The 22,548-nt window shown below is 62.9% G+C and carries 21 protein-coding genes and 1 riboswitch; of the genes, 9 read left to right on the top strand and 12 right to left on the bottom strand.

The features are described 5' to 3' along the window. Positions 1-253 precede the first annotated feature (253 nt). On the bottom strand, positions 254-1,279 hold the full coding sequence (pheS, locus tag H8S55_RS01090) for a phenylalanine--tRNA ligase subunit alpha (RefSeq protein WP_186877446.1): 1,026 nt from the start codon (positions 1,277-1,279) through the stop codon (positions 254-256). 533 nt (positions 1,280-1,812) lie between these two features. Here pheS and H8S55_RS01095 point away from each other — a divergent pair. From H8S55_RS01095 to H8S55_RS01125, 7 genes are all read left to right on the top strand, one after another. After that, positions 1,813-2,541, top strand: coding sequence for an ABC transporter ATP-binding protein (locus tag H8S55_RS01095; RefSeq protein WP_147560543.1), 729 nt, complete (start codon positions 1,813-1,815; stop codon positions 2,539-2,541). Positions 2,542-2,567: 26 nt separating this feature from the next. Next, positions 2,568-3,488 (top strand): SufB/SufD family protein, encoded by a 921-nt coding sequence (locus tag H8S55_RS01100; RefSeq protein WP_147560545.1) that lies wholly within the window; start codon positions 2,568-2,570, stop codon positions 3,486-3,488. A 31-nt stretch (positions 3,489-3,519) separates the two neighbouring features. Beyond that, positions 3,520-5,160: an NAD(P)H-hydrate dehydratase gene (locus H8S55_RS01105; RefSeq protein ID WP_186877447.1), complete on the top strand. Its 1,641-nt coding sequence runs from the start codon at positions 3,520-3,522 to the stop codon at positions 5,158-5,160. Between the two features lie 22 nt (positions 5,161-5,182). Beyond that, positions 5,183-5,764 carry a hypothetical protein gene (locus H8S55_RS01110; RefSeq protein WP_366467105.1) on the top strand — a complete coding sequence of 194 codons (582 nt, stop codon included), beginning with the start codon at positions 5,183-5,185 and terminating at the stop codon, positions 5,762-5,764. Between the two features lie 51 nt (positions 5,765-5,815). Then, complete coding sequence (gene alr / locus H8S55_RS01115) at positions 5,816-6,961, top strand: alanine racemase (protein WP_186877448.1); 1,146 nt, start codon at positions 5,816-5,818, stop codon at positions 6,959-6,961. A gap of 264 nt (positions 6,962-7,225) precedes the next feature. Further along, the gene (locus H8S55_RS01120) at positions 7,226-7,591 is read left to right on the top strand and encodes a type II toxin-antitoxin system PemK/MazF family toxin (protein ID WP_186877449.1); all 366 of its coding nucleotides are present in this window, start codon (positions 7,226-7,228) and stop codon (positions 7,589-7,591) included. Positions 7,592-7,677: 86 nt separating this feature from the next. Beyond that, the gene (locus tag H8S55_RS01125) at positions 7,678-8,205 is read left to right on the top strand and encodes a porin family protein (RefSeq protein ID WP_186877450.1); all 528 of its coding nucleotides are present in this window, start codon (positions 7,678-7,680) and stop codon (positions 8,203-8,205) included. Between the two features lie 189 nt (positions 8,206-8,394). Here the strand turns inward: H8S55_RS01125 and H8S55_RS01130 are convergent, their stop codons facing one another. The 10 genes from H8S55_RS01130 to H8S55_RS01175 all read right to left on the bottom strand — a co-directional run bounded on the left by H8S55_RS01130 (position 8,395) and on the right by H8S55_RS01175 (position 18,326). Continuing rightward, the gene (locus tag H8S55_RS01130) at positions 8,395-8,952 is read right to left on the bottom strand and encodes a rhomboid family intramembrane serine protease (RefSeq protein WP_147560555.1); all 558 of its coding nucleotides are present in this window, start codon (positions 8,950-8,952) and stop codon (positions 8,395-8,397) included. Then, positions 8,952-10,124: a phosphoglycerate dehydrogenase gene (locus tag H8S55_RS01135; RefSeq protein WP_147560557.1), complete on the bottom strand. Its 1,173-nt coding sequence runs from the start codon at positions 10,122-10,124 to the stop codon at positions 8,952-8,954. The genes H8S55_RS01130 and H8S55_RS01135 overlap by 1 nt, the downstream gene beginning before the upstream one ends. An 88-nt stretch (positions 10,125-10,212) precedes the next feature. Beyond that, positions 10,213-11,298 (bottom strand): 3-phosphoserine/phosphohydroxythreonine transaminase, encoded by a 1,086-nt coding sequence (gene serC / locus H8S55_RS01140; RefSeq protein ID WP_186877451.1) that lies wholly within the window; start codon positions 11,296-11,298, stop codon positions 10,213-10,215. Between the two features lie 182 nt (positions 11,299-11,480). Then, the gene (gene mgtE / locus H8S55_RS01145; protein ID WP_186877452.1) at positions 11,481-12,482 is read right to left on the bottom strand and encodes a magnesium transporter; all 1,002 of its coding nucleotides are present in this window, start codon (positions 12,480-12,482) and stop codon (positions 11,481-11,483) included. 295 nt (positions 12,483-12,777) lie between these two features. Further along, a riboswitch (M-box (ykoK) riboswitch) is annotated at positions 12,778-12,938 on the bottom strand. Positions 12,939-12,967: 29 nt separating this feature from the next. Beyond that, positions 12,968-13,477 carry a DUF3783 domain-containing protein gene (locus H8S55_RS01150; protein ID WP_207721659.1) on the bottom strand — a complete coding sequence of 170 codons (510 nt, stop codon included), beginning with the start codon at positions 13,475-13,477 and terminating at the stop codon, positions 12,968-12,970. 46 nt (positions 13,478-13,523) lie between these two features. Further along, positions 13,524-14,807 (bottom strand): O-acetylhomoserine aminocarboxypropyltransferase/cysteine synthase family protein, encoded by a 1,284-nt coding sequence (locus H8S55_RS01155; protein WP_186877454.1) that lies wholly within the window; start codon positions 14,805-14,807, stop codon positions 13,524-13,526. Positions 14,808-14,948: 141 nt separating this feature from the next. Further along, on the bottom strand, positions 14,949-15,425 hold the full coding sequence (locus H8S55_RS01160) for a GerMN domain-containing protein (RefSeq protein ID WP_186877455.1): 477 nt from the start codon (positions 15,423-15,425) through the stop codon (positions 14,949-14,951). After that, positions 15,422-16,897, bottom strand: a complete 1,476-nt coding sequence (locus H8S55_RS01165) for a sensor histidine kinase (protein ID WP_366467111.1) — start codon at positions 16,895-16,897, stop codon at positions 15,422-15,424. Before H8S55_RS01165 ends, H8S55_RS01160 begins: the two co-directional genes overlap by 4 nt. A gap of 292 nt (positions 16,898-17,189) precedes the next feature. After that, positions 17,190-17,888, bottom strand: a complete 699-nt coding sequence (locus tag H8S55_RS01170) for a response regulator transcription factor (RefSeq protein WP_186877457.1) — start codon at positions 17,886-17,888, stop codon at positions 17,190-17,192. 33 nt (positions 17,889-17,921) lie between these two features. Then, entirely contained in the window at positions 17,922-18,326 is a 405-nt protein-coding gene (locus H8S55_RS01175; protein ID WP_238043266.1) for a ComEA family DNA-binding protein, read from the bottom strand. 181 nt (positions 18,327-18,507) lie between these two features. On the opposite strand from H8S55_RS01175, the gene H8S55_RS01180 reads away from it, so the two are divergent. Continuing rightward, positions 18,508-19,863: a D-alanyl-D-alanine carboxypeptidase family protein gene (locus H8S55_RS01180; protein WP_186877459.1), complete on the top strand. Its 1,356-nt coding sequence runs from the start codon at positions 18,508-18,510 to the stop codon at positions 19,861-19,863. A gap of 55 nt (positions 19,864-19,918) precedes the next feature. On the opposite strand, the gene H8S55_RS01185 is transcribed toward H8S55_RS01180, so the two are convergent. Further along, positions 19,919-21,076, bottom strand: coding sequence for a DUF4317 domain-containing protein (locus H8S55_RS01185; RefSeq protein ID WP_186877460.1), 1,158 nt, complete (start codon positions 21,074-21,076; stop codon positions 19,919-19,921). 233 nt (positions 21,077-21,309) lie between these two features. Between H8S55_RS01185 and sstT the strand changes: the two genes are divergently transcribed. After that, positions 21,310-22,542: a serine/threonine transporter SstT gene (gene sstT / locus H8S55_RS01190; RefSeq protein ID WP_186877461.1), complete on the top strand. Its 1,233-nt coding sequence runs from the start codon at positions 21,310-21,312 to the stop codon at positions 22,540-22,542. The last annotated feature ends 6 nt before the right edge of the window (positions 22,543-22,548 follow it).

Below are 22,548 nucleotides of genomic sequence, written 5' to 3' on the forward strand. Positions count from 1 at the left end.
TCAAATCACAGGGACGCAGATACACGTCCCGCAGCCTTCCCCACTCAGGGGGGAAGGCCAGCGTGTCAATAAACCCATTTCTGTCATTCCGAGGAGCGCAGCGACGTGGGAATCCGTAACCCAAAAGTCGGAAATGTGCTGATACTCGTGAGTTTTAGAAACGGATTGCCACGTCGGCCCGTTGGGCCTCCTCGCAATGACAGGCTTTTTTGACAGTCTCGGCTTTTATCGCTTTCTCTGAATCAGAGTATTATCAAAACTGTTCCAGGAACCGGACATCGTTTTCAAAGATCAGCCGCAGGTCGGCGATCTTGAACTGGCGCATGGCCAGGCGCTCCAGGCCCATGCCGAAGGCCCAGCCGGAATAGACCTCCGGGTCGATGCCGCTCATCTCCAGCACCCGGGGATGGATCATGCCGGCACCCAGCACCTCGATCCAGCCCTCGCCCTTGCAGGTGGGGCAGCCCTTGCCGCCGCACTTGTGGCACTGCACGTCCATCTCGCAGCTGGGCTCGGTGAAGGGGAAGTGGTGGGGGCGGAAGCGGGTGACGGTGCCCTTGCCGAACAGCTGCTCCATCACGGCGTTCAGGGTGCCCTTCAGGTCGGCCATGGTCACGTTCTTGTCGATGACCATACCCTCGATCTGGTGGAACATGGGGGAGTGGGTGGCATCCACCTCGTCCTTGCGGTACACCCGGCCGGGGGCCACGATGCGGATGGGCAGCTTCATGGTCTCCATGGCGTGGACCTGCATGGGGCTGGTCTGGCTGCGCAGCATCACCCGGCTGTCCTCGTCAAAATAGAAGGTGTCCGACCAGTCCCGGGAGGGGTGGCCCTCCTCGGCGTTCAGGCGGTCGAAGTTGTAGTAGGCCAGCTCGATCTCCGGGCCGTCCAGAATGGTAAAGCCCATGCCCACAAAGATGTCCTTGATCTCGTCCAGGGCCAGGTACATGGGGTGCTTGTGGCCGATGGTCACGTTTTGACCGGGGATGGTCACATCCACCGTCTCGGCCTTCAGCCGGGCCTCCAGGGCGGCGGCCTCCAGCTTCTTGCCGGCGGACTCGATGGCACTCTCCAGGGCGGCGCGGACCTCGTTGGCCAGCTGGCCCATGGCGGGGCGCTCCTGGGCAGACAGCTTGCCCATCTGCTTGAGCACGGCGGTCAGCTCGCCCTTCTTGCCCAGATACTGCACCCGCAGGGCGTCCAGGGCGGCGGAATCCCGGGCCTGCTCAAAGGCCTCCAGAGCCTGGGTGCGAATGTTCGCTAACTGTTCTTTCATGGTAAAAACTCCTTTTGGAATGATCTTTTCCGGTTTTGGGCAGCAAAAAAGCCTTTCCCCCCAGCACTCTGGGACGAAAGGCAACCCTTCCGCGGTACCACCCGCATTCACGCCGCCAGGTCATGCCCGCAGCGCACACTTTTTCCTTTGGTAACGGGGGGAAGGACCCCGTCCCGCTCTCACGGGCCGCTCCCGGGCGAACCAAGCGGCAGGTGACAGGGCGGCTTGCAGCCGATGACCGCCCCTCTCTTAGACACGAAGTCCCGCTATTTTCCCGTTCGACGCATTTCAAACTAATGGTACTTATATCACAAAATCCGCCCCTTTGCAAGGGGAAAATCCCAAATTAGGAAATAGAGCGAAAAAAAGCGTGTTTTTACTTCAATTCCCGCCAACATGTCCCTCCGCCTTGCTGGACAAGGGCTTTTTCCGGTGGTAAAATAGGATATTCCCGGCGCAGCCTGTTTGCCTGCGGCTGCCCCGGGACACAATACCACAGACACGCCGCCTAGGGCGGCTTTATGGAGGAAGCTATGTTAGAATTACAGCACATCAGCTTTGGTGTGGAGCAGGACGGCGAGAGCAAGGATATCCTGCGGGACATCAACCTGACCATCAACGAGCGCTTTGTGGCCATCACCGGCCCCAACGGCGGCGGCAAGTCCACCCTGGCCAAGGTCATCGCCGGCATTCTCACCCCCACCCAGGGCCGCATCCTGCTGGACGGGGAGGACATCACCGGTCTTAGCATCACCCAGCGGGCCCGCAAGGGCATCAGCTTTGCCTTTCAGCAGCCTGTGCGCTTTAAGGGCCTTACGGTGAAGGATCTCATCACCCTGGCCAGCGGCAAGAGCATCGGCGTGCCCGAGGCCTGCGACTATCTGTCCGAGGTGGGCCTGTGCGCCAAGGACTATATCGACCGGGAGGTGGACGCCTCCCTGTCCGGCGGCGAGCTCAAGCGCATCGAGATCGCCATGATCATGGCCCGGGGCACCAAGCTGTCCGTCTTTGACGAGCCGGAGGCGGGCATCGACCTGTGGTCCTTCTCCAACCTGATCCAGGTGTTCGAGCATCTCCATGAGAAGATCAACGGCTCCATTCTTATCATCTCTCACCAGGAGCGCATTCTGAACATCGCCGACCGCATCGTGGTCCTGGCCGACGGCCGGGTGCAGCAGGATGGAGCCCGAAAGGACATCCTGCCCGGCCTGCTGGACAGCTCGTCCAGCGTGTGCAGCGCCCTGTCCGATAAGGTCCGCTGAGCATCTGACAAGGAGGAGAAAACGCTATGATCGATCCCATTCAGCAGCACCTCTTAGAGGAGGTGGCCCAGCTGCATGAAGTGCCCGAAGGGGCCTATAACATCCGGGCCAACGGCAAAAAGGCCGGCCGGAACACCACCGCCAACATCGACATCGTATCCAAGACCGACAAGGACGGCATTGACATCATCATCAAGCCGGGCACCAAGAACGAGTCCGTCCACATCCCCGTGGTCCTCAGCGAGAGCGGCCTGACCGACCTGGTGTACAACGACTTCTTCATCGGGGACAACTGCGACGTGACCATCGTGGCCGGCTGCGGCATCCACAACTGCGGCGTGCAGAACAGTCAGCACGACGGCATCCACACCTTCCACGTGGGCAAAAATGCCAGGGTGCGCTATGTCGAGCGGCACTACGGCGAAGGGGACGGAAGCGGCGAGAACATTATGAACCCCACCACCGTGGTGGAGCTGGACGAGGGCAGCTATATGGAGATGGAGACCACCCAGATCAAGGGCGTGGACTCCACCGTCCGGGTCACCCGGGCCACCCTGGGTCCTGATGCCACCCTCATCATCCATGAGAAGGTGATGACCCACGGCAAGCAGCACGCCAAGTCCGACTTCACCGTGGACCTGAACGGGGCGGGCTGCCACACCAACGTCATCTCCCGCAGCGTGGCCCGGGATCAGTCCAAGCAGGTGTTCCTGGCCCGCATCAACGGCAACGCCCCCTGCTATGGCCACTCCGAGTGCGATGCCATCATCATGGACCAGGGCGTGGTCTCCGCCATCCCCGAGGTGACGGCCAACTGTCTGGATGCCCAGCTGGTCCACGAGGCCGCCATCGGCAAGATCGCCGGGGAACAGCTGACCAAGCTGATGACCCTGGGCCTCACCGAGAAGGAGGCCGAGGAGCAGATCGTCAACGGCTTCCTGAAGTAATTTTCTGTTTTTGTTTGATGGAGGTGATCGTATGCAGCCCCTGCTCACCCCCCAGCAGTGCCGCCAGCTGGACCACATCGCCATAGAAGAGCGGGGCATCCCCTCCCTGGACCTGATGGAGCGGGCCGCCCGGGCTGTGGCCGAAGCGGCGGAGGAGCTTCTGGCTGACCGCCGCCGGGAGAACGAGTTTGCCCCTGTGGCCTTTTGCTCCGGCGGGTCTGCCGAACCGCCCGAGACGGTCCGGGCCCTTTTAAAGCGCCGGGAACAGGACTGCGCCCCCTGGGCCGCCGTGTTCTGCGGACCGGGGAACAACGGGGGCGACGGGCTGGCCGCCGCAAGGTTGCTGATGGAGCGGGGCATCTGCGTCCGTACCATTTTGGTGGGCGACTGGGCCAAAATGACCTCCGATGCCCGGGAGATGGCCCGCCGTCTCCGTGACCTGGGCGGGAAAATCGAGGAATTCGACCCCGACGACCTGGAGCAGTCCGCCTGGCTGAGTCTGTGCGACTGCGCCATCGACGCTCTGCTGGGCGTGGGCCTCAAGCGCCCGGTGCAGCGGGCTTTTCTGGCGGCGGTGCGGCGGCTGAACAGCCTGCATTGTCCCGTCGTCGCCTGCGACCTGCCCACCGGACTGGACGGGGATACGGGCCGCATTTTAGGCCAGGCCGTGCGGGCGGACATGACCGTCACCTTCACCGCCGCCAAGCCCGGGCTGTATCTGGACCAGGGCCGGGTGTACTCCGGGCAGGTGCGGGTCGTTGACATCGGTCTGCCCGACGACCTCACCGCCCCCCTGCTCACGGAAGGGGATCTGTGGGCGGTGAAAGGGCCGGACACCCTCCCCCGCCGTCCCCGGACGGCCCACAAGGGGGACTTCGGCAAGCTGTTTCTCCTGTGCGGCGGCGTGGGCTTCACCGGGGCCCCGGTGTTCGCCGCCCGGGCCGCCGTCCGCTCCGGGGCCGGGCTGGTGTTTTTGGCTGTGCCGAACGAGATCTATCCCATCGTGGCCGTCAAGTGTAGCGAGGCCATGCCCTTCCCCATCCCCGACCGCTATGAGGAACTTCTCTCCCGGGCCAAGGGCTGCGATGCGGCCGTCATCGGCCCCGGCCTGGGCGCTGACCCCGCCGCCCGTGAGCTGGCCCGCAGACTGCTCCGGGACCTCCCCTGTCCCGTGGTGCTGGATGCCGACGGCATAAACGCCCTGGCCGGGCATATAGATATTCTGGATACCCGCTCCGCCCCCACCCTGCTCACCCCCCACGACGGGGAGTTCCAGCGGCTCACCGGCTGCGCCCTCCCCCTGGAGGACCGGCTCTCAGCCGCCCGGGACTTCGCCGCCGCCCACCGGTGCGGTCTGGTGCTGAAGGGCCACGCCACGGTCACCGCCGCCACGGACGGCCGGGCCTGGGTGAACGTGAGCGGCAATCCGGGCATGGCCAAGGGCGGCTCCGGCGACGTGCTCTCCGGCATCGCAGCTGGTCTGTGGGGTCAGCGGCATCTGCGCTCCGGCCCTGATGACCTGTGGCCCCTGGCGGCCCAGGCCGTGGCCATCCACGCCGCCTGCGGCGACCTGTGTGCCCGGGAATTTGGCGAGTACGCCATGACCCCCGGGGACATGATCGAAGCCCTGCCCAAAGTCTTTAAGTCCCTGGAGCCGTGCTCCGGGACATAACGTAAAAGGGAGGCTTTCTGCTGTGCGCAAGGTGCTGCTTTGCGTACCAATGATACTGCTGCTGTCCGCCTGCGGCCGCCCTCCCGGCGGGGTAGGGGAGGCAGAGGAGCTGGCTCTGGCCATCCGGGGGGAATACGCCGTACTGAATACCTGGACCGCCCAGGCGGAGATCACCGCCGACTATGGCCAGCGGGTGTATGACTACACCGTGGCGGCGGAGTTTGACGGGAAACAGACCCGGCTGACCCTCACCGCCCCGGACACGGTGACCGGGCTCACCGCCGTTTTGACGGAGGACTCCGGGGCGTTGGAGTTCGACGGCCTGTGGGTGGAGACGGGGCCTCTGGACCCGGAAGGGCTCACCCCCGCCGCCGCCCTGCCCGCCCTGGTAGAGACGGCCCGCACCGGCTATATCACCGCCTGCCGGCTGGAGGAGGACGGCCTGCTGCGGGTGGACTGCGCCGACCCGGAGTCGGACCCCGGCACCGGCTTGGAGACCACCCTGTGGTTCCAGCCGGACAGCCACCAGCTCATAAGAGGAGAGCTCAGCCGGGATGGCTTTCGGGCCATCCGGTGCGACTTTTCCGTCTTTGCCAAAACATGATCTTGCCGGGAGCATCATCCCGGCCCCACACAAGAGATAAGAGGGATCGCTATGGAGGATTTCACAAAGATGAGGACCTGGGCCCAGGTGGACCTGAACGCCCTGGCCCACAACTATCACGCCCTGCGCGCCCTGACCCCGGCGGGCTGCAAATTCCTGGGGCTGGTCAAGGCCAACGCCTATGGCCACGGGGCCGTGCCCGTGGCCAAAAAGCTGGAAACGCTGGGCTGTGATATGTTGGCCGTGGCCTGTCTGGCCGAGGCGGCCCAGCTGCGGAACGCAGGGATCACCCTGCCCATCCTCTGCCTTGGGTATACCCCTGCAGAACAGATGGACCTGCTGCTGAAATACCGGGTCACCCAGACGGTGGGCGACTTGGAGACGGGCCGTGCTCTGTCCCAGGCCGCCCAGCGAGCCGGGGGCGTGCTGGACATCCATGTAAAGCTGGACACGGGCATGGGCCGCATCGGCTTTTTATGGCAGCTGGACGGGGACAACACCGCCGTGGCCGACCATATTTCCGCCCTGTGCGCCCTGCCCGGTCTGCGTGCGGGGGGCATGTTCACTCACTTCTCCGATGCCGACGGCAGCGAGGCCTATACCGAGGAGCAGCTCCACCGCTTTCAGGATGCCCGCACTACCCTGGCCCAGCGCGGCGTGACCTTCCCCCTGTACCACTGCGGGGCCAGCGCCGCCACCCTGCGCTATGCCTGCACCCACATGGACATGGTCCGCCCGGGCATCGCCCTGTACGGCTACTCCCCCGCCCCGGACATGCCCCTGCCCCACGGGCTGGAGCTGCGCCCGGTGATGACGGTGAAGAGCCGGGTGTACGTGGTGCGGGAGCTGCCCGCCGGGTCCTGCGTCAGCTATGGCCGCACCGCCACTCTGGCCCGGGATTCCCGCCTGGCGGTGGTGCCCATCGGCTATGGAGACGGCTTTCCCCGGCTGCTGTCCAACCACATGGAGCTGATCGTCCACGGCGTCCCCTGCCCCATCGTGGGCCGCATCTGCATGGACATGTGCATGATCGATGTCACCGATGTGCCCGATGTAAAAACCGGGGACGAGGTGCTGGTCTATGGTCCCGGCCAGACAGAGCGGGCAGCCCAGGCCATCGGCACCATCGTGTACGAGCTGCTGTGCGACCTGACCGACCGGGTCCCCCGGGTCTATGTGGACGGGCCTGAGACTTAACCGAAAGTATCCATCCCCACCCCTGTGCATAGGATGACGTGAAGAGACTGCTGCGGAGCGTGTTCCGTAGGGGTCGATGTCCTCATCGACCCGGCGGGCCGCTGGGGACAGCGGCCCCTACGTTCCGGGCATGATGCTCTCTTCGGAAAAGGGGACGCGGGCAGGTATAATCCCCGCCGCCCCGTGGGAGACTTATAGTGCTGCGTTACATAGGCCCTTCGCCCGGGTAACGCGCACTATCCTTCCAGCGGAGTGTGAACGCACGTGGACAACAGTGTGAAACGAGGCGACATCTTCTACGCCGATCTCAGCCCGGTGGTGGGCAGCGAGCAGGGGGGCGTGCGCCCGGTGCTCATCGTGCAGAACGACACCGGCAACCGCCACAGCCCCACCGTCATCGCCGCAGCCATCACCTCCCAGACCGGGAAGGCCCGGCTGCCCACCCATATTTCCGTCTCCCCCCTCAGCTGCGGACTGCCCAAGCAGTCCATCATCCTGCTGGAGCAGGTGCGCACCCTGGATAAGCGCCGCCTGCGGGAGAAGATGGGGCGGCTGGATGACGGCGTGATGCGCCAGGTGGATGCGGCCATTGCCGTCAGCCTGGGGCTGCACCCGGAGACCATGGTCTGAACGCCACCCAGCGGGGAGCCCCTTTGGGCGGCTCCCCTACATAAGAAAACCGGGCCGTGGGCCCGCCCTTGCAAAGGAGTACAGACATGAAAAAATACAGACGGTTCCTCCCCGCCGCCCTGGCCCTCACCCTGCTGTGCAGCGGGGCCGCCCTGGCCGCCACCGGGGACAAGAACGACCCCCTGGTCACCCTGAGCTATCTGGAGCAGACCGCCCTGCCCGGCGTGGTCAGCCAGGTGGAGACCAAGGCCGCCCAGCGGCAGACGGAGCTGGCCAAAACCCTCTCCGACCAGATCGCCGCCTATCAGCAGCAGTCCGGCACTGCCGGGGGGAATTCCGGCTCCGCCGCCGGTTACACCCTTATCACTCTAACCAGCGGCCAGACCCTTTCCCTGGACGTGGGGTGCGAGGTGCTGCTGCGGGTGGGCACCGCTACCGTGCGCACCAACGACAGCAGCGCCGCCCTGGTGGACGTGTCCGCCGGGGGTACGGTGAACAACGGCGCCGCCCTGACTAAGAACCACCTGTATATGTCCACCATCGCCGGACGCACCCTGACCCCCACCTCCGGCACGGTGAAGCTCCTCATCCGGGGCGGACATAGGATCGGGTAAGCGGCCCTCTCCGCCCAGTGTGCACACTGGGCACCTCCCCCAAAGTGGGAGGCAAGAGGAAGAACCTTGAAGGTACGGTCTTGGCTCCCCCTTTGGGGGAGCTGGCACGGCGAAGCCGTGACTGAGAGGGCAACAAACAAAAATGCTGCACTGTAACCAAACAGTGCAGCATTTTTGTTTGCTTATTGCTTATTTTCTCATGGCAAAGCCCAGAATGGCTCCGCACAGGCCGCCCACGATGTGGGTCAGGTGGGACACATTGTCCTGGACGGTGACGGCATCCAGCCATTCGCCGCCCAGATAGAACACCGCCACCAGGATCAGCGTCAGCGGGATGGCTCCCCCCCGCATCCCGGACAGGGAGGACAGGAGGATGCACATAAACACGATGCCGCTGGCCCCCAGCAGGGCCGTACCCGGAAACAGAAAAAACTGCACCAGGCCCGAGGTGAGGGCGGTGATGAACATACAGCCCAGCAGGCGGCCGGAGCCATAGCGTTCCTCCAGAGGCGGGCCCACCACCAGCAGCAGCATCATGTTTCCCATATAGTGGCTGTAGTTGGCATGGCCCAGCACATGGCCCACCAGCCGGAAATAGGTCAGCGGGTCTGTGAAAGAGGCACGATAGACACTGAAAAATCTGGTGGTGGTCCAGCCGCCGGTGAGGTTCCCGGCAACCAGAGCCGCCAGGGCCAAAAAAGCGAAGGTGAGCACCACCGGGGCGTTATACTGCACCCGCAGCCGCATCAGTGATTCAGCACCCGGACGCGGATGACGCCCTCGATGGCCCGCAGCTCGTCGGCCACCTGGTCGTTGATGCGGGTGTTCACGTCCACCATGGTATAGGCGTAGTCCTTCTTGGACTTGTTGGTCATATTCTCCACGTTGATGTTGTCGTCAGACAGGGTGGTCATGATCTTGGTGAGCATGGCGGGCACGTTCTTGTGGATGATGCACACCCGGGCGATGCCGCTCCACTCCTGGGACACGCTGGGCATATTCACGGAGTTTGTGATGTTGCCGTTGACCAGATAGTCCCGCAGCTCCTGGGCGGCCATGGCGGCGCAGTTCTCTTCGCTCTCGGGGGTGGAGGCGCCCAGGTGGGGCAGGGCGATCACGTTCTTGGCGGTGGTGATCTTGTTGTCGGGGAAGTCGGTGACATACTTGGCCACGCGGCCGGAGTTCAGGGCCTCGATCATGTCGTCGTCGTTGACCAGGCCGCCCCGGGCCAGATTCAGGACCCGCACCTGGCCCTTCATCTTGGAGATGGCCTCGGCGTTGATAAAGTCCTTGGTATCGTTGTTGAAGGGCACGTGGATGGTCACATAATCGGCGACTTTATAGAGCTCGTTCACGTCCTTCACCACATGGACGTGGCGGTCCAGCCGCAGAGCGGCGTCCACAGACAGGAAGGGGTCATAGCCATACACGTCCATGCCCAGCTCCAGGGCCGCATTGCACACCAGCGCGCCGATGGCACCCAGGCCGATGACACCCAGAGTCTTTTTATACAGCTCCGGGCCCACAAAGGCGGACTTTCCCTTCTCCACCGCGGCGGCCACGTCCACGCCCTCGGTGTTGGCCTGCTCCTGCACCCACTTGGCGCCGCCCATGATATCCCGGGAGGCGATGAGCATGGCGGCAACGACCAGCTCCTTCACCGCGTTGGCGTTGGCGCCGGGGGTGTTGAAGACCACGATGCCGTTCTCCGAGCAGCGGTCGATGGGGATGTTATTGGTGCCGGCACCGGCGCGGGCGATGGCCCGCAGAGCCTGGGGGAACTCGTAGTCGTGCATGGCGGCGGAACGGACCAGGATGCCGTCCTCGTTCTCTACATCGTTGCCCACCTGAAAGCGGGTCTGGTCCAGCCGGGCCAGACCGGCGCTGGAGATCTTGTTCAAAGTCTTAATGCGATACATATTGAAAACCTCTTTTAGTCTTGGTAAAATTTGAGTTTTTATAATTCCCGCCCCTGTTTCAGGGGCGGGAATGCGGATCGGTCTCTGTTCAGTTCTCTTTGTCAAACTTCTTGATGAAGTCGCACAGCTTCTCCACGCCCTCGATGGGCATGGCGTTATAGATGGAGGCGCGCATGCCGCCCACCTTCCGGTGGCCCTTCAGGTTGACGAACCCGGCCTGGGTGGCCTCGGCCACGAACTTGGCATCCAGCTCGGCATCGCCGGTGCGGAAGGTCACGTTCATGCCGGAACGGGAGCCCTTCTGGGCGTGGCACCGGAACAGCTTGGAGCTGTCCAGGGTGTCGTACAGCATGTTGGCCCGCTGCCACTTGCGCTGCTCCATGGCCTGGGCCCCGCCCTGGGCCTCCACCCAGTCCAGATTCAGGCCCAGCATATAGATGCACCAGCAGGGCGGGGTGTTATACATGGAGTCCTTGTCGATCATGGTCTGATAGTTCATCATCAGCGGGGTATAGGGCAGCTCGTGGCCGGCCAGGTCCTCCCGGATGATGACCACGGTGAGGCCGGCGGGGGCCAGGTTCTTCTGGGCGCCGGCGAAGATGATGCCGTACTTGGACACATCCACAGGCATGGACAGAATGTCAGAGGACATGTCGCACACCAGGGGCACATCGCCGGTCTCGGGGACATAGCCCCACTCGGTGCCATAGATGGTGTTGTTGGCGCAGTAATAGAAGTAGCTGGCATCCTTGTCCAGCGTCAGCTGATCCTGGGTGGGAATATAGCTGTGATCCTTGTCCTCAGAGGAGGCGGCCAGGTTGATCTGGCCGTACTTTTTGGCCTCCTTATAAGCCAGATTGGAGAAGTTGCCGGTGACGGCGTAATCCGCCTTCCCGGTCTTTCCGATCAGGTTCAGAGGAACCATGGAGAACTGGCCGGAGGCACCCGTCTGCAAAAACAGGATCTTATAGCCCTCCGGCACATCCATCAGTCGGCGCAGCTTAGCCTGGGTCTCCTCAAAAATCTGGACAAATGCCTTAGAGCGGTGACTCATCTCCATCACTGACATACCGGTACCCCGGTAGTTGGTGATCTCAGACCCGGCGCGCTCCAGTGCGGACACAGGAAGCATGGACGGGCCGGCGGAGAAGTTGTAAACACGCTGGTCGCTCATTTGGGAGAACCCCTTTCAACAATAAAAATTGCCCCGTGACCCGCAGGTCCGGGACAATTTTTTATTATAGGGAAGAAAAATGGGGGTGTCAATACCTCTTTGTGCATAGTTTGTCCAAAAATCGTCGCTTTTATGGCCAATCGTGACATCTTCGCAAAAATGCCCGCCGCCGCCTCTCGCCGTTATAGCTTCAGCAGACATACGGCGATACGGAAATAGACTACCAAAGACACCGCGTCGGCGATGGTGGTGATCAGAGGGCTGGCCATCACCGCCGGGTCCAGCCTCATCCGGCTGGCCAGAATGGGCAGACAGCAGCCCAACAGCTTGGCGCAGGTCACGGTGACGATGAGGGTCAGGCTCACCGCCAGGGCCACGGGGAAGTCCGTGCTGCCCAGCAGGCACAGCCGGGCCATGTTCACCGCCGCCAGCGTCCCGCCGCACAGCAGGCCCACCTGCAGTTCCTTCCACATCACCCGCAGCCAGTCGCCGCTTTTGATCTCCCCCAGGGACAGGCCCCGGATCACGGTGACGGAGGACTGGCTGCCGCAGTTTCCGCCGGTGTCCATGAGCATGGGGATAAAGGCCGTCAGCACTACTTGCGCGGCCAAGGCGTTTTCAAAGTGGGTGATGATGGCCCCGGTAAAGGCCGCCGACAGCATCAGCAGCAGCAGCCAGAAAATGCGGCTGCGGTAAAGGTCCCACACCCGGGTGCGGAGATAGGGCCGCTCAGAGGGGGCCATGGCCGCCATGCGCTCCATGTCCTCGGTGGCCTCGGCCTGCATCACGTCCATGGCGTCGTCCGCCGTCACCGTGCCGACCAGGCGGTCCTGCTCGTCCACCACGGGCAGCTCCACCTGGTCCAGGCGGTCCATCTCCTCCACGGCCCGCTCCTGGTCGTCCTCCGGGTGCAGCCGGGCGGCGGGCTGGGCCATGAACTGGTCCAGGCGCTTTCCCGTGGGGGCCATGATCAGGTCCCGCACCGTCACCAGGCCCAGCAGGCAGAAGCGCTCGTCCACCACATAGCAGTTGGCCATGAAGTCCCGGGGCACCCCCACCTGGCGCAGCCGGGCCAGTGCCTCCCCCGCCCGCATCATGGGGGACAGGGCCAGGGGCTCACGGGACATGATCTCCTCCACCCGCTGGGTGCGGATGGCATTGGTATTCATGCGATTCATCATCATATTCAGTTCCTCCTTGTCATTTGTCGGCAAACGCCGTCTGTTGACAGGAGGTTCCGGCTTTTTCTCAGCCGTCGGTCTGCGCCATTCCACGGGAACGGCGCAGGTATCCTATAGAATCGAATGGACGGTCTGGTCTGCCGGGACCTCTACTGCCGCTGTCCATGGATGGTTCACCTCTCTTTTTTGTCTCGGCTCAAGCGCCGGTCTGATTCCGACCCGGTGTCAAATCGGGCATAAAAAAGTACGCATACCCCTCACGGCGGCATGCGTACTGAAATCAGCTTTGGAAAACACGCTTCTCTGCCACCGTTCGAGCTTTAGCATCACAGGGCGGTGAAGTCGCATTAGATTCTGCCTTGTTTTCGACAGGACCTGTTCAAACCAGCGTGGAATGTCTCCATTCCTTTGCGGCAGCGACCCATATCCCTGTGGTAGCCTTACCTACCGGATCATCGTGTTTATTTTACCCGAAGCCCTGGGCTGTGTCAAGCCTTTTCTTCCGGCGTTTCCTCGGTCTTGGGCTCCTCGGGCTTCGTCTCCTCAGTTTTGGGAGCTTCGGCCTCGGCGTTCTCCTCGCCACCGGCCTCTGCGGGGGCCTGGCCGTTCTGCTGGGCCTGGACAGCTTCCCGCTCCCGGCACAGCTCTTCGTACAGCTGCATAGTGTTCCACTGCAGGTTGTTCATGGTCAGCACGGCCTTCATGGGGATGGGGGGCAGCTTGGCCAGACGGATGACCTCCAGCACCTGGGCCAGCAGCACCTGGTTCAGGCCGCAGAACACCAGCATCCGCTCGGGCACGGGCTTCACGTCGGAGGCATCCTCCAGGGGATCGCCCTTGCCGTCGGCCAGCTCGGCCAGGGTCAGGTGATACTTGTCCGGGGTGACGGGACGCATCCGCAGGCGGAGCATGGCGAAGATCTGCCGCAGCTTGGAGTACTCCGGGCCGGAGCACTCATACATCAAAATGGTTCCAGACTTAAATTTCATATTTTTCATGTTTGATTCCCTTTCTTGGGGGCACCGGCCCCGTTTGCTTTGTTTCTCAGACCTGGGCCAGAGCCTGGTCGATATCGGCGATGAGATCGGCGGCATCCTCAATGCCGCAGGACATGCGCACCAGGTCGGGGGTGATGCCGGCGGCGGCCAACTCCGCGTCGTTCATCTGCCGGTGGGTGGCAGAGGCGGGGTGCAGGCAACAGGTGCGGGCGTCGGCCACGTGGGTCTCGATGGCGGCCAGGCGCAGGTGCTTCATAAACTCCTCCGCCGCCTTGCGTCCGCCCTTTACGCCGAAGGAGACCACGCCGCAGGTGCCATTGGGCATATACTTCTTGGCGATGTCGTAATACTTGTCCCCCTCCAGGCCGGGATAGGTGACCCAGGCCACCTTGGGGCTGCCCTTCAGATATTTGGCCACCGCCAGGGCGTTTTCACAGTGGCGGGCCATGCGCACATGCAGGCTCTCCAGCCCCAGATTCAGCAGGAAGGCATTCTGGGGGGCCTGGATGGACCCGAAGTCCCGCATCAGCTGGGCCGTGGCCTTGGTGATGAAGGCCCCGCCCTGGCCGAACTTCTCGGCATAGGTGATGCCGTGATAGCTCTCGTCGGGGGTACACAGGCCGGGGAACTTGTCCGCGTGGGCCATCCAGTCGAACTTTCCGCTGTCCACGATGCAGCCGCCCACGGCGGCGCCGTGGCCGTCCATATACTTGGTGGTGGAGTGGGTGACGATGTCGCAGCCCCACTCAAACGGGCGGCAGTTCACGGGGGTGGCGAAGGTGTTGTCCATGATCAGGGGCACGCCGTGGGCGTGGGCCGCCTTGGCAAAGCGCTCAATATCCAGCACGGTGAGGGCGGGGTTGGCGATGGTCTCGCCGAACACGGCCTTGGTGTTGGGCCGGAAGGCGGCCTGCAGCTCCTCGTCGGAGCAGTCGGGCTCCACGAAGGTAAACTCAATGCCCATCTTCTTCATGGTCACGGCGAACAGGTTATAGGTGCCGCCGTAGATGGTGGAGGAGGCCACCACATGGTCACCGCAGTTGGCGATGTTGAACACAGCATAGAAGTTGGCCGCCTGGCCGGAGGAGGTGAGCATGGCGGCGGTTCCACCCTCCATGTCGCAGATCTTGGCCGCCACCATGTCGTTGGTGGGGTTTTGCAGGCGGGTATAGAAATATCCGCTGGCCTCCAGGTCGAACAGCTTGCCCATGTCCTCGCTGGTGTCATATTTAAATGTGGTGGACTGGATAATGGGGATCTGGCGGGGCTCGCCGTTGCCCGGCGTATAGCCGCCCTGGACGCACTTGGTATTGATGGCGTAATCGCTCATGTCGTTTCCTTCTTTCTTATATGGATGCGGCCCGTGTGCCGCAGGTAAAGACACAATCATCCATAAGAGTACCGTCTCCCGGGGACTTTGTCAAGAAAAGAGCTGTCATTTTCCTCTTCATCGGCTCTCTTTTTGCTCCGATCATGGCTGGGGCATCACTTCCTCCGCCGTCAGGCGCTGGTGGCTGCGGTAGTCATCGGTGTGGCCGCTGCAGAAGAGCTCCACCGACTCCACCCCCGGCAGCTGGCTGAGGGTGAGCACCACACAGTAATCGGCCAGGGTGAGGGACAGGCCGGTCAACGTGCTGTAGGGTTCGGTAAACCACACCCACAGACAGCCAGAGTCCTCCGTATCCCAGGCCCAGCCCTCTAACTCGGTGCTCTTCGGGAAGGGGGAGACCAGGCCCTCCCGGTCCGGCCCGGCCAGCAGGGCCCGCAGCAGCTCCTCCGGCCCCGGCTGGTCCGGTCCGGCATAGGGCTGGCTCTCCAGCACCTGGCCGTGCTCCCGGGTCTGGGTGACAAAATAGAGCTGCAAACCCTCCGGCTCCTCCGCCCTGCCGCAGGCGGCGCAGGGCAGCAGCAGGGCCAAGGCCAGCACCAGGGCGAGCAGTTTTCTCATGGCTGGACTCCCTTCTCCGCTTCCCCTTCCGGCGCTTCCAGCTCCCCCCGGTCCAGGGGGAAGCCCACGGTGAACAGGCTGCCCCCGCCGGGTCGGGCCCGGGCGGTGACCCAGCCCCCGTGGCGGCGCACCGTGTCCCGCACGATGGACAGGCCCAATCCCGTGCCCCCGGCGGCCCGGGAGCGGGCCTTGTCCACCCGGTAGAACCGGTTGAACACCTTGGGCAGGTCCTCCTCCGGGATGCCGATGCCCGTGTCAGACACCTCGATGAGCACCTGTTCCCCGTCTCGGGTGACGCTGGCGGAGACAGATCCCTGGGGATAATTATACTTTACGGCATTTTCCACTAAATTATAACAGATTTGATACAGGTCGTCCTGGGTGCAGCGGATATTGCACTCGGGCTTGACGCTGGTGCGGATGGTCACTCCCGCCGCATCGGCCACAGGCAGCAGCATATTCACCGCCCGCTCCAGCACCGCCCCGGTGTCCACCCGGTCCGTCTTGCCCGCAGGCAGGCTGTCCAGGCGGGTGAGGGCCAGCAGATGCTCTGTGATGCGGGTGAGCCGCTCGGCCTCGTCCCCGATGTCCTTCACAAAGTCGCGGAGGGTCTCCTGGTCCATCTGCTGGTTCTGCAAAATGGAGTCGGTCAGCAGGCGGATGGATGCCAAGGGAGTTTTTAATTCGTGGCTGGCATCAGAGACAAAGCGGCGGCGGACCTCCTCCGTGGTCTGGAGTCGGTCGGTCAGGCGGTTGAACTCCTGGGCCAGCTGGGCCATCTCGTCCCGCCCGGCGGGCTGGAGCCGGTGGCCATACTCCCCCTCCCCCACCACACGAAAGGCGTGGAGCAGGGCGGCGATGCGGGCGGTGAGCATTTTTGAGAAAAACAGGCTGACCACCAGGGCGGAGGCCACAATGACTGCCGAGATGTTAGCCAGGTTCTGCTGGAGACTTTGCAGCAGATTCCCCTGTTCCCGGTCCGTCTCCAGCACATACACCGCCCCGGTGGTCATGCCCCGGCTGACGATGGGCACGGCGGCGGTGGAGGTGAACACCCCATCGGCATAGTGGGAATAGAACACGTCCTTTCCCTCCAGGGCCGCCGCCACCTCCTGATACAGGGCATAGCGGTACTGCGGCTCCTCCGGCTCCTCCTTCCCGCTGCTGTTCCATTTATCGGTGGCGCTGTCATACAGCACAAGGCCCGCCGGGTCGGTGACCAGAATGCGGCTCAATCCCATGTCGTCCAGCAGGTTCATCACCCGGACTACCTGGTCAGAGGTCAGCGTCTCCAGCTCCATCAGGGCCGAGGCGATCACCGCGCTCTGGCTTTTCAATGAGTCCCGTTTGGAGGTGAACAGCAGGTCCTGAGAGGCCAGCACCGGATAGGTGTTCAGCAGGGCCAGCACCAGGGTGATGACCACCAGATAGCTCAGGGCGTATTTTACCTGGAGAGAGGCAAAAAAGGGCACCCCCTCCCGGTTTTTTTTCTTCTTTTCGCTGTCTATGGGTGGTCCCTTCTTTCTGCGCATTTTCTGTCGGCGGATGCCGCCCTCTCAGTCACGGCTAACGCCGTGCCAGCTCCCCCAGAGGGGGAGCCAAGTTTCCAGCCCTGTCATTGCGAGGCCAATTCCCCTTGTCAAGGGGAAATGTCCCGAAGGGACAAAAGGGATAGGGAGGCCCAGCGGGCCGACGTGGCAATCCGCCCCCTTGCCTCCCCCTTTGGGGGAGGTGCCCAGTGCGCACACTGGGCGGAGAGGGCTTTCAGCTGCTCTTCTGGCTGCTCAGATAATAGCCCACGCCCCATTTGGTGCGGATGTACTCGGGGTTGGCGGGGTCCAGCTCCAGCTTTTCCCGCAGGCGGCGGATGTGCACGTCCACTGTGCGGTAGTCCCCCACATACTCATAGCCCCACACCACGTTCAGCAGGTTCTCCCGGCTGTACACCCGGCCCGGGTTGCGCATGAGCAGCTCCATCAGGTCGAACTCCTTGGCCGTCAGCTCCACTGGGGCCCCGTCCTTCCAGGCCGAGCGCTCCGCCGGGTCCAGATGGATGTGGCCCACGGTCAGCTCCCCCGTCTCCTGCTGCTTGACAGCGGCGGCGGCGGTACGGCGGAGCAGGGCCCGCACCCGGGCCTTCAGCTCCAGAATGTTGAAGGGCTTGGTCACATAGTCGTCCGCTCCGCAGGCAAAGCCCATCAGCTTGTCCGAATCCTCCCCCTTGGCGGTGAGCATGATGATGGGCACGTCAGAAAACTCCCGGATGCGCATACAGGCCTGCAGCCCATCGATCTTGGGCATCATCAGGTCCAGGATAACGAGGTCAAAGCTGCCCTCCCGGGCCAGCTCCACCGCCTGCTCCCCGTCGGAGCCCGTCTCCACCTGATAGCCCTCCTGCTGCAGGTTAAAGCGGATGCCCTTCACCAGCACCGCCTCGTCATCCACCACTAATATTTTGGCCATGTTATCCTCCTCTTGTTTCAACGGTGCGGGACTTTAGCTCACCGGCTCTGCTGCGGCATAGTCCCGCAGGCCGGCCAGCAGCTTTTCCCCGATGCCGGAGACCTGAACAAGCTCGTCCACCGACCGGAAGGGGCCGTGCTCCTCCCGCCAGGCCACGATGGCCTGAGCCCGCTTCTCCCCGATGCCGGGCAGGCGCTCCAGGTCCTCCGCCGGGGCGGAGTTGATGTCGATGACCTCCCCCTCCAGCAGACTGTCCGGCCGTTCCTCTTCGCTGCCGGAAGCCGCGGGAGCCGGGCTTTCCTCCGGCGCGGACTGGCTCACCGTGACGGTATAGGGCTGGGCGGCGCTCTGCCTGGCATAGAACCAGCCCCCGGTGAACAGCAGAAAGGCCGCAGTCAGTCCCAGGGCCGCCTTTTCATACCTGGATATCCCAGCCATTTTTCTTCCCCCCGCTCTTGCAGACTGTGCCGTTCTTTGGTATAATGGGGACATATCATCGACAATTTTCCCGTGTTTCCCCAGGCCCTTTTGTATTTCTCCGGCGGAGCTCTGCCGAAGGGGCGGTTTGGGGACCATTCACGTGTCCACTTTAGTATAACATAACTACGGAGATTTTCCTATGAAAAAATATCGCATTCCCGCCCTGCTTCTCTCTTTGGTCCTGATGCTGAATCTGCTGGCCCTGCCCGCCGCCGCCTTGGAGGAGCCGGAGCTGCAGTGTACCAACGCCATCCTGGTGGACGCCAACTATGGCGAGGTGCTCTATGCCAAAAAGGCGGACGAAAAGGCCTATCCCGCCTCCATCACCAAGGTGATGACCGCCCTGCTGGTACTGGAGGCCATGGACAGCGGCAAACTGAAGAAGGACCAGCAGATCACCGCCGGGCCCACCACCCTCCAGGACATGTCTGGCAACTATTCCACCGCCAAGCTGGAACCGGGGGATGTCCTCACAGTGGAGCAGCTGCTGTACTGCCTGCTCCTCCCCTCCGCCAACGAGGCGGGCAACATCCTGGCCGTGGCGGTGGACGGCTCCATCGAGGCCTTTGTGGAGCACATGAACACCCGGGCAGCAGAGCTGGGCTGCAAGGGCACCCACTTTGTCAACCCCCACGGCCTCCACGACCCGGACCACTACACCACCGCCTATGACATCTCCCTGTACATGACCGAGGCCCTCAAGCACGAGCTGTTCCGCACCATCATCCACACCGCCACCTATGTCCTGCCCGCCACCGCCCACCAGGGGGAGCAGACCTTCTATAACACCAACGCCCTGATCTCCAACTTCCACTACTCCGGCTATGTCTATAACAAGTGCATCGGCGGCAAGACGGGCACCACCGACGAGGCCGGAAAATGTCTGGTGGCAGCGGCGGAATCGGGGGACACCCTGCTCATCTCCGTCATCCTGGGCTCCGGCGTGGTGGACCCCAACGGGGCCAAGCGCCAGGGCCAGTTCACCGAGAGCACCAAGCTGCTGAAATGGGGCTTTGACAACTTCCGCCGGGTCACCATCAGCCAGGGCAGCGACCCGGTGGACAAGGTGGCCGTCACCCTGTCCCGCCAGGCGGACGAGGTGATGGTAAAGCCCGATGGCGAGGTGGTGCGCACCCTGCCCAAGGACCTGGACCCCAGCCTGATCGAGACCACCATCCACCTGAATTCGGACACGGTGGAGGCTCCGGTGGAGGAGGGCCAGGTGCTGGGCACCATGACCCTGTCCTATGAGGGGACGGACTACGGCTCGCTGGACCTGGTGGCCGTTACGTCGGTGGAGCGGTCTGAGCTGCTGTATAAAAAAGCCCAGGTGGCCGCCTTCTTCCAGAACTTCGGTGTCCGTGTGATCGCCGTCATCGTCCTGATCCTTGTCATCGCCGTGCTGCTGAAGGTGCTGGTCTTCCGCAAGGAGCGCCGCTATGGAGCCCGGGTCATGTCCCGTGGCCGCCGCAACTACCGGGGCGGACGGCGCTGAAACTAAAATTAAAAAGGGGGCCTTTCGGCCCCTTTTTTATCCCCTTTTTTGTCCGTCAGGACAGCTCCTCTGTCTGCGCAGCAGAGACATTCACGGCCAAACCGTTCACCTCCACCCCCTTGCCCACGGGGATCATGATGTACTTCTTCCCATCGATCATGCAGGTCTCCACCAGATAGCTGAACTCCGGGTCCACCGATACGGTGATCTGCTCGGTTTTCACCTGAAACTTGCCGGGGTCGATGAGGTTCTCCGGGTTGAGCACGGCGTTCTCCCCAAACTCCTCCCCACACCTCTCCTGAAAGGCGGCGATACGCTCCCGCTCCACCCCCTGGTCGGCCAGGATCATGCCCACATCGGCAGGGGTCAGGGTGGGGGGCTCGGGGTCCTTGCGCTCCTTGTGCTCCTGCAGCTGGTCGTGGATGCGCTCGTGGATGGCCTGGAGCACCTCCATACTGCACTGGTCCTCCAGCCCCTGGCACAGGGCGGTCTCAAAGGCCGCCTTCTGTTCCCCGGCGGACATGGGGGGCTCGGTGTGGAACACCCCGTCGATGAATTCCTGGTGCAGCTCATCCGGGCGGCGGCTGTAGTACAGGGCGTTATAGATGTTGGCCGCCCGGTCATCAAAGGCGGGGAACAGGAAGCCCAGCTCCGGGGGACAGACGATCTGCCCCGCCGCCAGGTTGTGGAATTCGTTCTCCTGGGGGAAGTAGCCCAGCTCCGTCTTGCCCTCCTTCACCGGGTACACGCCGCAGACAAAGTAGGAGAAGGTCCGGTCCGAGGCATCGGCCTGAAGCTCGTCGTCGCCGCCCCGGTGGGGCACGTCATACCGCTCGTGGCTCATCAGCAGCAGATAGCTGCAGCCCTCCATGTCCAGCTGGTCGATGACCTTCTGATAGAATGCGGTGCGGGTCTCCCGGTCCTTCAGCTCCGAATCCCGCAGGGCAGTGAGCAGCTTGTGCTCCTCCCCCTCCATCACCTGCTGGGTGGAAAAGACGATGTCGATGAGGTTTTTCCCCAGCCGCCCGGACAGCACCTTTTTCAGCAGCCCCAGATAGCGCTCCGCCTCCGCCTCGGGCATATAGCCGAAGGACTCGTCCAGGTCAGAGACGATCTCTTTATTTCCGTTGACAAAGCAGCCATATACCCGGTTGAACCCCGTCCGGTCCAGCCGGAACCGCCGCCGCAGCTCGTTTAACTCTTTTTGATTCATATGTATTGCCTCGCAGACTCAAAGTTTTTCCCGGCGATCCGGGCGTTTCCCTTTTATTTTAGCGGAACTCAGGTGAAAATGCAATCGTTCCAGCGCCCCTGCTTGTTCAGGGGAGGGCCGCGTCAAATACTGAGCCAAAGCGTTCAGACCCGGTCCTCCCCTGAGGAAACAGCGCGTTTCCCCAGCATCCCGGCAAAAAGAGAAGAGAAGAAGAAAGAAAGGATCAATGAAAAATGGAACTACTAAGAAAATGGACCCGCATCAGTCTGATCAAACGCATTCTGGCGGGCATGCTCCTGGGTATCATCCTGGGTGTGGCCCTGCCGAAATTCACCGTCATCGGCATCTTAGGCACCCTGTTCGTGGGCGCTTTGAAAGCCCTGGCCCCCCTGCTGGTGTTCTTCATCGTGATCCACGCCCTGGCTCAGCGTCAGAAGGGCGGCAGCACCAACATGGGCTCCGTCATCGTACTTTATCTGGTGGGCACCTTCCTGGCCGCCCTGAGCTCTGTTGTCGCCAGCTTCCTGTTCCCCTCCACCCTGCTGCTGCCTGAGGCCAACGGTGCCACCGCTGCCCCCGGCGGTATCGGCGAGGTGCTGGCCTCCCTGCTGAACAACGCCGTAAGCAACCCCATTGCCTCCCTGTCCAATGCCAACTTCATCGGCATCCTGCTGTGGGCCGTCATCTTCGGCCTGGCCATGAGCCACGCCAGCGAGCCCACCAAAAAGGTCCTGTCTGACCTGGCCGAATGCCTGTCCACCTCCATTCGCTGGGTCATCAACTGCGCCCCCTTCGGCATTATGGGCCTGGTGTACACCACCGTGTCCGCCACCGGCTTCAAGGCCTTCGCCTCCTACGCCCATCTGATCCTGGTACTGGTGGGCTGCATGTTCTTCATCGCCCTCATCGTCAACCCTATCATCGTCTTCCTGTGCGTGCGGAGAAATCCCTATCCCCTGGTGCTGCACTGTCTGCGTGAGAGCGGCGTGATGGCCTTCTTCACCCGCAGCTCCGCCGCCAACATCCCTGTGAACATGGCCCTGTGCGAGAAGCTGCACCTGGATGAGAGCAAATACTCCGTCTCCATCCCCCTGGGCGCCACCATCAACATGGCCGGCGCCGCCATCACCATCTCCGTGCTCACCCTGGCCGCCACCAACACCCTGGGCATCCCTGTGGACTTCCCCACCGCCTTCCTGCTCAGCCTGGTGTCCTCCCTGTCCGCCTGCGGCGCTTCCGGCGTGGCCGGCGGCTCCCTGCTGCTGATCCCCCTGGCCTGCAGCCTGTTCGGCATCCCCAATGACATCGCCATGCAGGTGGTGGGCGTGGGCTTCATCATCGGCGTGATCCAGGACTCCTGCGAGACCGCCCTGAACTCCTCCTCCGACGTGCTGTTCACCGCCGCCGCTGAGTATCGCGCCCGCCGCAAGGCCGGGGTGGACATGCAGTATGACCTGAAGGGCTAAGCGTTA

The sequence above is a fragment of the Flintibacter faecis genome, assembly GCF_014287875.1.
Taxonomy (GTDB): domain Bacteria; phylum Bacillota; class Clostridia; order Oscillospirales; family Oscillospiraceae; genus Lawsonibacter; species Lawsonibacter faecis_A.